Consider the following 12980-nt stretch of genomic DNA (forward strand, 5'->3'; position numbering starts at 1 on the left):
TCTAGTCGGTGGATTTTACTTTTTGCCGAACCCGTACCCCCGAGGAAACCCGAAATGGCCGAACCCCTCCTGATTGCCAAGCACGACACCATCGAATGCCACCTGCTGCCCGGCCTGGCCAACCGCCACGGGCTCATCACCGGAGCCACCGGCACGGGCAAGACCGTCACCCTGCAGACGCTGGCGGAAAACTTCTCGCGCATTGGCGTGCCGGTGTTCATGGCCGACGTGAAGGGCGACCTGACCGGCGCCAGCCAACCCGGCAAGATTGGCGACAAGCTGGCGGCGGTGCTCAAGGAGCGGGGCCTTCCCCTGCCCGCCCCCCTGGCCTGCCCCACCACGCTGTGGGACGTATTTGGCGAACAGGGCCACCCTGTGCGCGCCACGGTGTCGGACATGGGCCCGCTGCTGCTGGGCCGCATGCTCAACCTGAATGAAACCCAGCTGGGCGTGCTCAACCTGGTGTTCAAGATCGCCGACGACAACGGCATGCTGCTGCTGGACCTCAAAGACCTGCGCGCCATGCTGCAGTACGTAGGCGACAACGCCAAAGAGTTCACCACCGAATACGGCAACGTGAGCGCCGCCAGCGTGGGCGCCATCCAGCGCGGGTTGCTGCAGATTGAGCAGCAGGGCGGCACGCAGTTCTTTGGCGAGCCCATGCTCAACATCCAGGACTTCATGCAGACCGTGGACGGCCACGGCGTGGTCAACATCCTGGCGGCCGACAAGCTCATGAACTCGCCGCGCCTGTATGCCACCTTCCTCTTGTGGATGCTGTCTGAGCTGTTCGAGCAACTGCCCGAGATCGGCGACCCCGAGCAGCCCAAACTGGTGTTCTTCTTCGACGAGGCCCACCTGCTGTTCAACGAGGCGCCGAAAGTGCTCATCGAGCGCATCGAGCTGGTGGTGCGCCTGGTGCGCTCCAAGGGCGTGGGCGTGTACTTCGTCACACAGAACCCGCTCGACATCCCCGACAGCGTGCTGGCCCAGCTGGGCAACCGCGTGCAGCACGCGCTGCGCGCCTTCACTCCGCGTGATCAGAAGGCCGTGAAGGCCACGGCCACCACCATGCGGCAAAAGCCGGGCCTCGATATCGAGACCGCCATCACCGAACTGGCCGTGGGCGAGGCGCTGGTGAGCTTTCTGGACGCCAAGGGCCGCCCGAGCGTGACCGAGCGCGTGTTCGTGCTGCCGCCCGGCAGCCAGCTCGGACCCATCACAGCGCAGCAGCGCCAGGTGCTGGTGGCCAACTCGCTGGTGGCGGGCGTGTACGAAAAGGTGGTGGACCGCGAGTCAGCCTACGAAAAACTCAAGGGCCGCGCCGCCGAAGCCAGTGCGCAGGCGCCTGCCAATGGCAAAGGTGCACCCGCCAACACGGAAGACAGCGGCGGCGGCCTGATGGGCGGGCTCAATGACGTGCTGTTTGGCAGCACCGGTCCGCGCGGCGGCAAACGCGACGGCTTGGCCCAGACCATGGCCAAGTCGGCGGTGCGCACCATGGGCACCACCATCGGCAAGGAAATCCTGCGCGGGGTGCTGGGCAGCATTTTCGGCGGCAGCAAGCGGCGTTGAACGCAGGGGGGCACAGATTCCGCCCCTCCCCTGCTCAGCGCCTCCAAGCGCGGCCCCATCACGGCAGCTTCGGCATGCGATGGTGCTGGGGGTAACCCCCGCGTGACCATCTGGCGACACCACCCAAAGTGTCATCAATCAGTCACCAAACAGCCGTGAAATCGCCACACAACAACAAAAAAGGAGGGACGATGAAGCGCATCGACAACGTTCTGCTGTGGTGGGGAAGCAAGGTCGTGCTGCTGGCGATTGCCGTGTGGGTGGCCGCCATCGTCGGGATCTTCGCGGGCGCCTGGCGCCTGCGGTGGCCCTGGATTCTGTATTTTTTGGCCACAGTCATCATCACCGCCCTGGTGATCCAGTGGACCAACGCGGTCCGCCAGCGCTATATCCGCGAGGCCCCCCTGCCCCGCTTTCTGCAGCGCAAGCTGCGCGAAACCTACCCCCACCTGAGCACCCGCGACTGCGAGCTGGTCGAACGCGGCCTGCGCCAGTTCTTCATGGCCTGCCTGCGCGGCAACAAACAGTTTGTGGCCATGCCCTCCAAGGCGGTCGACGCGCTGTGGCATGAGTTCATCCTGCACACCCAGGCCTACAAAGCCTGGTGCCACAACGCCCTGGGCTTCTTTTTGCACCACACACCCGCCGAGGCGCTGGGTAAAAAGGCGCGCCACAACGATGGCCTGCGCCGCTGCTGGTACTGGGTATGCAAGGAGGAGTCCATCGACCCCAAGGCCCCCAGCCGCCTGCCCCTGCTGTTCGCGCTGGATGCCAAGTTCGCCATTGCCGGCGGCTTCACCTACGTGCCCGACTGCTCCGACATCGCCCGCAAGAGCGACGCGGGGGGCAGCGGGGGAGACAGCTACTGCGGCACCAGCTTCTCGGACGGCAGCTACAGCGGCAGCTCGGGCGACTTTGGCGGCGCCGAAAGCTCGGATGGAGGTGGAAGCGACGGCGGAGGGGATGGCGGCGGCTGTGGTGGCGGGGGAGGCGATTGACAGACTGTGCCTGTAGACGTCCGCCGCCCGTTCTGCCGCACGCGCGCAAAAGCACTCATGTTTTCATAGCTGCCAGCGCTTACCAGATAAGCGCTGGCAGCCAAAATAGCTCAAAGTCACCCAGGCGACGACCCGACCTGCATTCACCGGTCTACAGTGGCACCCCATGAACACCCTCACCTGCTTTTCCCTCAGCATCACCGACCACGTGGCCCATCTGGTGCTGAACCGCCCCGAGGCCATGAACACCATGCACCCCACCTTCTGGCGTGAGCTGGACGAGGTGCTGGCCCAGCTCAACAAGGCGGGCGAAGCGCGGGCGCTGGTCATCAGCAGCACCGGCAAACATTTCAGCGCAGGCATGGCGCTCGAAACCTTTGGCGGCGCCATCACCATGGACGACCAGAGCCCCGAGGGCCGCGCCGCCATCTTTGACTTGCTGACCGACATGCAGGCCACCTTCACCCGCCTCGAAAGCCTGCGCATCCCCGTCATCATGGCCATCCACGGCGGCTGCATCGGCGGCGCGGTGGACATGGTCACCGCGAGCTGCATCCGCTACGCCACGCAGGATGCGTTCTTCTGCATCCAGGAGATCAACATCGGCATGGTGGCCGACGTGGGCACGCTGCAGCGCCTGCCCAAGCTGATCCCGCTGGGTGTGGTGAAAGAGCTGGCCTACACCGGCCGCCGCCTGAGCGCAGCCAAGGCCCTGGGCTACGGCCTCGTCAACGAAGTGTTCGAGACCCAAGAAGCAATGCTTGCCGCCGCGCTGCAGTGCGCGCAAGAGATCGCCAGCAAGCCGCCCGTGGCCATCTGGGGCACCAAACAGGCCGTGAACTACGCCCGCGACCACAGTGTGGAAGACAGCCTGCGCCAGATGGGCTGGCTGCAAGGCGCCATCTGGAGCAACCAGCATGTGCGCGAGTCGGTCACGGCGATGAAGCAAAAGCGCGCGGGCGACTTCCCGGCACTGACGCCGCTGCAACGGTTCAGCGAGCTGGGCTGACCCGCCATCAACCATCAAAATCTATAGCTGCTCGCGCTTGCCACACAAGCGCGTAAGGCCATTTTGGATTGAAACCACGCGGCAACCCGCTATCATCCGAGGGCTGAAGGGGCAAGCGTTTGCCCCGCCACCAGGGATGCCGCCATGACCTTGCCCAGCCTCACCCCGCCCACCTACGACGACGTGGCCGCCGCCGCGCACCGGCTCAAGGGCATGGCGCACCACACGCCGGTGCTGCGCTCCACCACCGCCGACGACCTGCTGGGTGCGCAACTGTTCTTCAAATGCGAGAACCTGCAGCGCACCGGCGCCTTCAAGTTTCGGGGCGCCTTCAACACCCTGGCCCAGTTCACCGATGAGCAGCGCGAGCGCGGCGTGCTGGCCTTTTCGGCCGGCAACCACGCGCAGGCCATCGCGCTGTCGGCCCGCATGCTGGACATGCCCGCCGTCATCGTCATGCCCGCAGACGCGCCCTCCTCCAAGATGGCGGCCACACGGGCCTACGGCGCCCAGGTCGTCACCTACGACCGCTACACCGAAGACCGCGAAGCCATCAGCCGCCACCTGGCGCTGGAGCGCGGCATGACGCTGGTGCCGCCGTTTGACCACCCGCACGTCATTGCGGGCCAGGGCACCGCCGCCAAAGAACTGTTTGAAGAAGTGCCCGACCTGGACTACCTTTTTGTCTGCGTGGGCGGTGGCGGCTTGCTGGCAGGCAGCCTGCTGGCCGCGCAGGCCCTGGCACCCCAGTGCCGCGTGGTGGGTGTCGAGCCCGAAACGGGCAACGACGCCCAGCAGTCGCTGCGCGCCGGGCACATCGTGCGCATCCCCACGCCCCACACCATCGCCGACGGCGCGCAAACCCAGGCGCTGGGCGAGCTCACCTTCCCCATCATCCGCGACCATGCCGAAGACATCATCAGCGTGAGCGACGAACAGCTCATGCAATCCCTGCGCTTCTTTGCCGAGCGCATGAAGATCGTGGTGGAGCCCACCGGCGCCCTGGCCTATGCGGGTGCGCAGGCCTTCTCTGGCGCTGACAACGGAGGAAAGCTGCTGCACGGTGAGCGCGTGGGCGTTCTCATCAGCGGCGGCAACGTTGACCTGTCGCGCTATGCGCGGTTTCTGGCGGACTAGCCCGCGCCCCCCTGAGTCGCCTGCGGCGCCTTCCCCTCAAGGGGACGCCGCCAGTGGCCTGGCGAAGCCAGTTCCACGGCGTCCACTGGCCTGGGCCGCGCCAGTTTTTACGGGCGCTGGCGCAAGTACCGTCAAAATACCGCCACCCCTTTCATTTCTACCTGTAGACCATAGGCCTCGCCATGAGCACTGCCAGCACCAACAACAACGTCACCGTCATCACCCACCCCCTCGTCCAGCACAAGCTCACGCTCATGCGCCGAAAGGACGCCAGCACCAACAGCTTTCGTCGCTTGCTGGGGGAGCTAAGCACGCTGATGGCGTATGAAGTCACGCGCGACATGCCGCTGCAGGACATCGAGATTGAAACCCCGCTGGAGACCATGACCGGCAAGGTCATCGACGGCAAGAAGCTGGTGCTAGTCTCCATCCTGCGCGCGGGCAACGGGTTCCTGGATGGCATGCTCAACGTGGTGCCCGGCGCCCGCGTGGGCCACATCGGCCTGTACCGCGACCCGGCTACGCTGCAGCCCGTGGAGTACTACTTCAAGATGCCGTCCGAAATGGACGAGCGCGACATCATCGTGGTGGACCCCATGCTGGCCACCGGCAACTCGGCCTCCGCCTGCGTAGACCGCCTGAAAAAGCTCAACCCCCGCTCCATCAAGTTCGTCTGCCTGCTGGCCGCCCCCGAAGGCATCGCCACCATGCAAAAGGCACACCCCGACGTACCGATTTTCACCGCAGCGATTGACCGCGAACTGAGCGACCACGGCTACATCCTGCCGGGCCTGGGCGATGCGGGCGACCGGATTTTTGGCACCAAATAGGCCACGCACCCGCAAAAAAGCCCCGCAAATGCGGGGCTTTTTTGATACTGCAGTACCGCAGTTCAGCAGATGGCTCCAGGGAGCTGCTGCATGCACTGGTGCGAGGTTGTGTTCGAACGGCCGGGCGCGGGTGCGTTTGCCTTTGCCGTAACCGAGCCAGCCGCTAGGCCTTTCACCACGGCATCCCCGGTCTGAAGCGATCGGTCGAACACCAGCGACTCGCCAAATACCAGCTCCACCCAGGTCGGGTAGGTGTAGGCTGTACCACGGTTATGGTCCACCACTGCGCCGATGACGCCGCCAAGGACGATATTCCCCGCCATCCCGCCATTGGGGCGGGATATCAAGCGTGCGTTGGCTGGCTGCTCTCCATTCTTCGTGCAGACGATCGTCATATCGCCCGCTGAACGGCGCAGTGCCTGCGTGCCACCAGACTTGAAGCTTGTCGATCCATAGTCGTTAGTTGCCACACAGTCGGCGCCAGCTACCACCGCGCCACTCTTTTGCCTTGTATCCACGCGGACGCCGTGGGTGGTGTCGTTCGTTACCGAAGCACACCCGACCAACGTCATTGCGGTTGCCACTGCCATCAATGCTTTCACAAGAATCCCTCCCAAGTCATTTTGTAGTCACACACAAGCGCTTCGGGCGAGTTCAGGGGAACCTCGCAAGGCCCCGTCTTCAGCGCCGCCCTGGCATCCATCCAATGAATTCAAGGAACATCTGAAAACTCCCCGCGCCGTCTCGTACCAGCCAGCCGGTCCAGACGCCCTCATTCGAGCGCAGGATGGTAGTGCGAGAAATACGCTCGACAGCGATGGGCTTGCGAATTTCGGGGGCTACCGAAACACAATGTTCTAACGCTTGCATCTTGCAATCAAGATACCGCCATGCCCTTTGTGTGCATACTTATTGCTTGGACCCGAGCGCACGTCCCCTTTTGTTGCATTTCACAAGGACCCCAACCATGACCACTCGCCGCATCTTCACTGGCAGCCTGCTCTGCACCTCCATGGCCCTGTCCACAGCCCTGACGCTTGCACCATCACTGGCCACAGCGCAGTCCAAGCTCAAGGTCGCGGCGATCTACACGGTGCCCTTCGAGCAGCAATGGGTCAGCCGTATCCACAAGGCCCTGAAGGCCGCCGAAGCACGTGGCGAGATCGAATACAAGGCCAGCGAGAATGTGAGCAACGCCGACTACGAGCGCGTGATGCGCGAATACGCCACCGGCGGCAACCAGCTCATCCTGGGCGAGGCCTTTGCGGTGGAAGCCGCCGCCCGCAAGGTGGCCAAGGATTTCCCCAAGACGTCCTTTCTGCTCGGTTCCTCCGGCAAGCCGCAGGCGCCCAACTTCAGCGTGTTCGACAACTACATCCAGGAACCCGCGTACCTCAGCGGCATGGTCGCGGGCGGCATGACCAAGACGAACAAGATCGGCATGGTGGGCGGCTTCCCCATCCCCGAGGTCAACCGCCTGATGCACGCCTTCATGGCGGGCGCCAAAGAGACCAATCCCAAGGTCGAGTTCACCATCACCTTCATCAACAGCTGGTTTGACCCGCCGAAGGCCAAGGAAGCCACCTTTGCAATGATCGACAAAGGCGCCGACGTGCTCTACGCCGAGCGCTTTGGCGTGAGTGACGCGGCCAAGGAAAAGGGCAAGCTCGCCATCGGCAACGTGATCGACACCCAGCCGCAGTACCCCGACACGGTGGTGGCATCGGCCATCTGGCACATGGAGCCCAGCATCGACCGTGCGCTCAAGCTGATCAAGGAAGGCAAGTTCACCGCCGAAGACTACGGCCCGTACTCGATGATGAAGCACAAGGGCTCTGAACTCGCGCCGCTGGGCACGTTCGAGAAGAAGGTGCCCGCCGACATCGTGGCCAAGGTCAAGGCGAAAGAGGCCGACATCCTGGCGGGCAAGTTCACCGTCAAGGTAGACGATAGCCAGCCGAAATCGACGGCCAAGTAAGCACTGAATGTGGCGGGCACCCACCCTGCCCGCCCCTGTTCCAGTCTGTGCACAGGCCACCCCAGCAAAGCGGTGGCCTGTTTGTTTTTTCGCGTTGACTGCGCGCACCGCTGTTTTTCTTTGACGAGGCACCACACCCATGCAATCCCTCCCCGCCGCCAAGCCCTCCCTGATCTCCCGGTGCACACGCCTGCTGGGCACCCTCACCCTCGCCGCCGTGGTGGCAGGCTGTGCCGCCACCGCGCCCGGCAAGACGGTGGTGCGGCTGGACGACACGCCCCGCATCGCCGTCATCTCTGCCTTCGCCCCCGAGCTGACCGTGCTGCTGCCCCAGGTGCAGCAGGCCGCCAAACACAGCATCAACGGCGTGGAGTTCACCACCGGCACGCTGGAGGGCAAGCCTGTAGTGGTATTCCTCTCCGGCATCAGCATGACCAACGCGGCCATGAACACGCAGTTAGTGCTGGACCGCTTCAACGTTAGTCATGTGGTCTTCAGCGGCATTGCGGGCGGCGTCAACCCCAGCCTGCACATTGGCGACGTCACGGTGCCCGCGCAGTGGGGCCAGTACATGGAATGGCTGATGGCGCGTGAGGACAAACCCGGCAAGTACAGCGCCCCCGCCTGGATGAAAAGCGAGCTGACGATGCCCGCCTTCGGCATGATGCACCCGCGCCCCGTGGAAGTGCGCTCGGCAGCCCAGCCCAAGCTCTCCAAAAAATTCTGGTTTGAAGCCGACCCCAAGATGCTGGCCACTGCCCGCAGCCTGCAGAACGTGGGCCTGGAACACTGCCTGGCCGCCATCTGCCTGAAACAGCGCCCGCAGCTGGTGGTGGGCGGCAATGGTGTGTCGGGCCAGGCCTTTGTGGACAACAAGGCCTTCCGCGAATACGCGTTCAAGACCTTCGAGGCCAACGTACTAGACATGGAAACCGCCGCCACCGCCATGGTCGCACACAGCAATGGCGTGCCCTACATCGCGTTCCGGTCGCTGAGCGACCTGGCCGGTGGTGGCGAGGGCGAGAACGAAATGGGCACCTTCATGGGCCTGGCGGCGGCCAATTCGGCGAAGGTGCTGCGGGCCTTCCTGGCAGCGTGGAAGTGAGCGCGATGAACATACAACGGCCTTCGCGATGCGCCGGTAGCCCCTCCCCCCTCGCGGGGGAGGGGTTGGGGAGAGGGGGAAGCTGGAAACCGGCGCCGCGCTGGGTACGTAAGCCTCGCCCCCTCTCCCCCACCCTCTCCCGCGAGGGGAGAGGGAGCGAAAGCCAACGGCAGCTAGCGCGCGGCACGGTGGAGGACTGACATGCCCCATGTCCTGCGCCTCACCCACATCACCAAACGCTTCGGCAAGCTCGTCGCCAACGACAGCATCAGCCTGACGCTGGCGCGCGGCGAAGTGCTGGCCCTGCTGGGCGAAAACGGCGCGGGCAAGTCCACGCTGATGTCCATCCTGTTCGGGCACTACGTGGCCGACGAAGGCAGCATCGAAGTCTTCGGCCATCCCCTGCCGCCCGGCCAACCGCGCGCGGCGCTGGCGGCGGGCATTGGCATGGTGCACCAGCACTTCACGCTGGCCGACAACCTCACGGTGCTGGACAACGTGCTGCTGGGTAGCGAGCCGCTGTGGCAGCCCTTCTCGCGCCGCAGCGAAGCGCGGGCCAAGCTGCTGGCCGTGTCGCAGCAGTTTGGCCTGCCCGTCAGCCCCGATGCGAAGGTCGGCAGCCTCTCGGTGGGCGAGCGCCAGCGGGTCGAAATTTTGAAAGCGCTCTACCGGGGCGCCCGCATCCTGATCCTGGATGAACCCACTGCCGTGCTCACCCCGCAGGAGAGTGAGGCGCTGTTCGACACCCTGGCGCAGATGGTGGCGCAGGGCCTGTCCATCATCTTCATCAGCCACAAGCTGGGCGAGGTGCTGCGCGTATCGCACCGCGTGGCCGTGCTGCGCCAGGGCAAGCTGGTGGCCGAGGCGCCTGCGCAGGGCACTACCCAGGGGCAGCTCGCGCAATGGATGGTGGGCCATGCCATCGAAGCCGCCAAGCGCCGCCCCGCAAAGAATGTGGGCGAGCCCATCTGCGTCCTGACCCACGTGAGTACAGCCCCCACCGGGCGCGACCGGTTAAACGATGTGTCCCTGGCCCTGTGCGCAGGCGAGATCGTGGCGATTGCAGGCGTGAGCGGCAATGGCCAGGTGGCGCTGGCCGATGTGTTGTGCGGCGTGCGCAACACCACATCAGGCCAAGTCATGCTGCGTGGCGCACCGCTGCCAGCCCGGCCCGCGTGGCTGGTCGGCCAAGGCGTGGCCCGCATCCCCGAAGACCGGCACGCCGTGGGCGTGGTGGGCGATTTGCCGCTGTGGGAGAACGCGGTTTCCGAACGCCTGCGCAGCCACTGGTTTGCGCACCCGTGGTTCCGGGCCTTCTGGATCAAGCGCGGCGCTGCACGACAGCATGCCGAGCGGGTGGCCAAGACTTTTGACGTACGCGGCGGCGGGCCGGATGCGCCTGCGCGGTCGCTGTCGGGCGGCAACATGCAAAAGCTCATCCTGGGCCGGGCGCTGATGCCGCCACAGAATGGCGCGGGCAACACCGCGCCCGCCCCCCAACTCATCGTGGCGCACCAGCCCACCTGGGGGCTGGACATTGGCGCGGTGATGTTTGTGCAGCAGCAGCTCATCAACGCTCGCGACAGTGGTGCTGCGGTATTGCTGATCTCCGACGACCTGGACGAAGTGCTGGCGCTGGGTGACCGCGTGGCAGTGATGCACGACGGGCACTTGAGCGAGGCCCAGCCCGCAGAAGACTGGACGCGCGAAGCCATCGGCCTTGCCATGGCCGGTGCGACCCACTGAGCGACAACAAGAAAAATCCATGAGACTCGAAAAACGCAACCACACCTCCCCCGCCGCCTATGTGCTGGCACCGGTGGGCGCCGTGGTGTTCACATTGATCGTCAGCGCCCTGCTGGTGCTGTGGGCCGGTGCGCCCGTGGGCCAGACTTATGCATTGCTGCTGCAAGGCGCGTTCGGCTCAGTGTTCGCGCTGACCGAAACCCTCACCCGCGCCACGCCGCTGATCCTGACCGGGCTGGCGGCCGCAGTGGCCTTCCGCGCCCGGCTGTTCAACATTGGGGCTGAAGGCCAGCTCTATGCAGGCGCGCTGGCCGCCGTGGCCGTGGGCGGCATGCACGGCGGAACGGGACTGGAGTGGTCGCCCTACCTGCTCTTCCCGCTCATGATGCTGGCGGCTGCGCTGGCCGGGGCCGCGCTGCTGCTGGGCCCGGCGCTGATGAAGGCGCGGCTGGGGGTGGACGAGGTCGTCACCACGCTGCTGCTCAACTTCATCATGCTGCTGCTGGTGTCGGCCCTGCTGGATGGGCCGATGAAAGACCCGCTTTCCATGGGCTGGCCGCAGAGTGTGGCGCTGCAGGGCGACCTGGAACTTTCCAAGCTGGTGCCGCAGACGCGGCTGCACACGGGGCTGCTGTGGGCCATCTCTCTGGCAGTGATGCTGTGGGCGCTGCTGGCGCGCACGGTGCCGGGGTTTGACATTCGCGCCGCCGGGGCCAATGCGCGCGCTGCGGCCTTCGCAGGTGTGCCCATCACCCGCACCGTGGTGCTGGTCGCCCTGCTCTCGGGCGGGCTGGCGGGGCTGGCGGGGGCTATCGAGGTGGCGGGCCGCACTGGGTATGTGACGCTCGACATGTCCCCCGGCTACGGCTACAGCGGCATCGTGATCGCGATGCTGGCGGGGCTGCACCCGCTGGGCGTGATTGCGGCGGGCACCTTTGTGGCGGGCGTGCTGGTGGGGGCTGACAGCATGAGCCGTGCGGTGGGCGTGCCGACCTACATTGCGGATGTGATCGTGGCGACCTCGCTGATCGCAGTGCTGGTGGCGGGGCTGCTCACGCAGTACCGCGTGCGCTGGAAGTGAGGGCGGCATGAACCTTCATTCACACCAAAATTTCAAGAAAAATGGGCCGTTACCGCGCGTCCATCATGCCTTTTTAGCTATCAAAAACAAAGCAAACCATGCCGGAGCAGCCGCATGACCGAACTGCTCGACATCCTCGCCAACCCTGCGTTCTGGATCGCCACACTGCGCGTGGCCACCCCGCTCATCCTGGGCACGTTGGGGGTTTTGCTGTGCGAACGCGCGGGTGTGCTCAACCTGGGCATTGAAGGGATCATGGTGGCCGGGGCCTTTACCGGCTGGCTCACGGTGTATGCAGGCCATGGATTGTGGACCGGGGTGCTGGTGGCGGCGCTCACCGGCGCTGTCTTCGGGCTATTGCACGCCTGGCTGACCGTGGGGCTTGCGCTGTCGCAGCATGTGTCGGGGCTCGGCATCACGCTGCTGGCCACGGCGCTCAGTTACTACGGCTACCGCGTGAGCTTCCCCAAGGTCAACACGCCGCCCACCATCGAGCCGTTTGCACCGATGGAGTGGCTGGGCATTCCTATCCTGTCTGCGCAGACGCCGCTCACGCTGCTGGCCCTGCTGCTGGTGCCGCTGCTGGCCTGGGTGCTGCTGCGCACACCGCTGGGATTGGCCGTGCGCATGGTGGGCGAGAACCCGCAGGCGGCCGAAGGCCAGGGCATCTCGGTGGCGGCCACACGCACGGGCGCCATCGTGGCGGGCTCGGCGTTGATGGGCGTGGCGGGGTCATTTCTCACGCTGTCGGCCTTCAACGCGTTTTTCTTCAACATGATCAACGGCCGCGGCTGGATCTGTGTGGCGCTGGTGGTGTTTGCCTCGTGGCGGCCCGGCAAGGCGCTTCTGGGCGCGCTGCTATTCGCCTTCTTCGACGCGCTCCAGTTGCGACTGCAGCAGGCGGGGGATGCATGGCTGCCGTACCAGGTGTATTTGATGCTGCCCTACCTGCTGTCGATCCTGGCGCTGGTGCTGGTGGCGCGTAAGGCGGCGTATCCGCAGGCGCTGATGAAGCCGTATCGCAAGGGAGAGCGATGAAGCTTGTTCCACATACTTTTGCCCGTTGGCTGGCCCCGGCTCTGCTGGCCTGCGCGGGCCAGGCCCACGCACTGGGGATGGAGATGCCGTATGAATCCTTTGCCACTGCACCCGATGTGGACTGGATCAAGGTCTGCGGCCAGTGGCCCGCGCCCGAGCAGCCCGGAGAAAGCCGCGGCATGTATCGCATCGTGCACGCCACACGCTACGCGCAGTCGTTCTTGTACCTGCAATGGATCGTTCGCGACGGCACCGACAGTGCCACCGAGGTCCACTCCGAGAGCTTTGCGCAGATCAACAACGACCACGCCTCCCTCACGCTGAGCCAAATGAACTGCCAGGCCACGCGCCGAGGCATTCGTTTCACGGCCCGGGCGGAGTCGGGCCATGGAGACCGTGCTTTCCGCATCACCATCGATGCAGGGCACAAGCCAGGCGATGTGCGTTTTCGCACCAACCAAAGGCGTTGAGCCCCCTGCCGAC

At 65.1% G+C, this 12980-nt stretch carries 12 protein-coding genes; 11 read left to right on the forward strand and 1 reads right to left on the reverse strand.

Translation table 11 applies throughout. The annotated features are described in order from the left end of the window. The first annotated feature begins 54 nt into the window (after positions 1 to 54). The 5 genes from KW832_RS10265 (at position 55) to upp (ending at position 5549) form a co-directional block, all read left to right on the forward strand. The gene (locus KW832_RS10265; RefSeq protein ID WP_218299828.1) at positions 55 to 1575 is read left to right on the forward strand and encodes a helicase HerA-like C-terminal domain-containing protein; all 1521 of its coding nucleotides are present in this window, start codon (positions 55 to 57) and stop codon (positions 1573 to 1575) included. A 191-nt stretch (positions 1576 to 1766) separates the two neighbouring features. Further along, on the forward strand, positions 1767 to 2573 hold the full coding sequence (locus KW832_RS10270) for a hypothetical protein (protein WP_218299829.1): 807 nt from the start codon (positions 1767 to 1769) through the stop codon (positions 2571 to 2573). A 166-nt stretch (positions 2574 to 2739) separates the two neighbouring features. After that, positions 2740 to 3582, forward strand: coding sequence for an enoyl-CoA hydratase-related protein (locus KW832_RS10275; protein WP_218299830.1), 843 nt, complete (start codon positions 2740 to 2742; stop codon positions 3580 to 3582). A gap of 144 nt (positions 3583 to 3726) precedes the next feature. Then, entirely contained in the window at positions 3727 to 4719 is a 993-nt protein-coding gene (locus KW832_RS10280; RefSeq protein WP_218299831.1) for a threo-3-hydroxy-L-aspartate ammonia-lyase, read from the forward strand. 182 nt (positions 4720 to 4901) lie between these two features. After that, positions 4902 to 5549 carry a uracil phosphoribosyltransferase gene (upp, locus tag KW832_RS10285; protein WP_121420316.1) on the forward strand — a complete coding sequence of 216 codons (648 nt, stop codon included), beginning with the start codon at positions 4902 to 4904 and terminating at the stop codon, positions 5547 to 5549. 62 nt (positions 5550 to 5611) lie between these two features. On the opposite strand, the gene KW832_RS10290 is transcribed toward upp, so the two are convergent. Next, positions 5612 to 6151, reverse strand: coding sequence for a hypothetical protein (locus tag KW832_RS10290; protein WP_199731217.1), 540 nt, complete (start codon positions 6149 to 6151; stop codon positions 5612 to 5614). Between the two features lie 365 nt (positions 6152 to 6516). Between KW832_RS10290 and KW832_RS10295 the strand changes: the two genes are divergently transcribed. From KW832_RS10295 to KW832_RS10320, 6 genes are all read left to right on the forward strand, one after another. Next, a complete protein-coding gene (locus tag KW832_RS10295; protein WP_218299832.1) occupies positions 6517 to 7527 on the forward strand; it encodes a BMP family protein in 1011 nt (336 codons plus the stop codon). Positions 7528 to 7666: 139 nt separating this feature from the next. After that, positions 7667 to 8632 (forward strand): 5'-methylthioadenosine/S-adenosylhomocysteine nucleosidase, encoded by a 966-nt coding sequence (locus KW832_RS10300; RefSeq protein WP_218299833.1) that lies wholly within the window; start codon positions 7667 to 7669, stop codon positions 8630 to 8632. 201 nt (positions 8633 to 8833) lie between these two features. Continuing rightward, positions 8834 to 10378, forward strand: a complete 1545-nt coding sequence (locus tag KW832_RS10305) for an ABC transporter ATP-binding protein (RefSeq protein WP_218299834.1) — start codon at positions 8834 to 8836, stop codon at positions 10376 to 10378. Positions 10379 to 10397: 19 nt separating this feature from the next. Then, positions 10398 to 11459, forward strand: coding sequence for an ABC transporter permease (locus tag KW832_RS10310; protein WP_218299835.1), 1062 nt, complete (start codon positions 10398 to 10400; stop codon positions 11457 to 11459). Between the two features lie 114 nt (positions 11460 to 11573). Then, positions 11574 to 12497 (forward strand): ABC transporter permease, encoded by a 924-nt coding sequence (locus tag KW832_RS10315; RefSeq protein ID WP_055396734.1) that lies wholly within the window; start codon positions 11574 to 11576, stop codon positions 12495 to 12497. Continuing rightward, positions 12494 to 12967, forward strand: a complete 474-nt coding sequence (locus KW832_RS10320; protein WP_218299836.1) for a hypothetical protein — start codon at positions 12494 to 12496, stop codon at positions 12965 to 12967. Before KW832_RS10315 ends, KW832_RS10320 begins: the two co-directional genes overlap by 4 nt. Positions 12968 to 12980 lie beyond the last annotated feature (13 nt).

Origin of the sequence: Acidovorax sp. sif0632, assembly GCF_019218805.1 — a bacterium.
GTDB classification, from domain to species: domain Bacteria; phylum Pseudomonadota; class Gammaproteobacteria; order Burkholderiales; family Burkholderiaceae_C; genus Acidovorax; species Acidovorax facilis.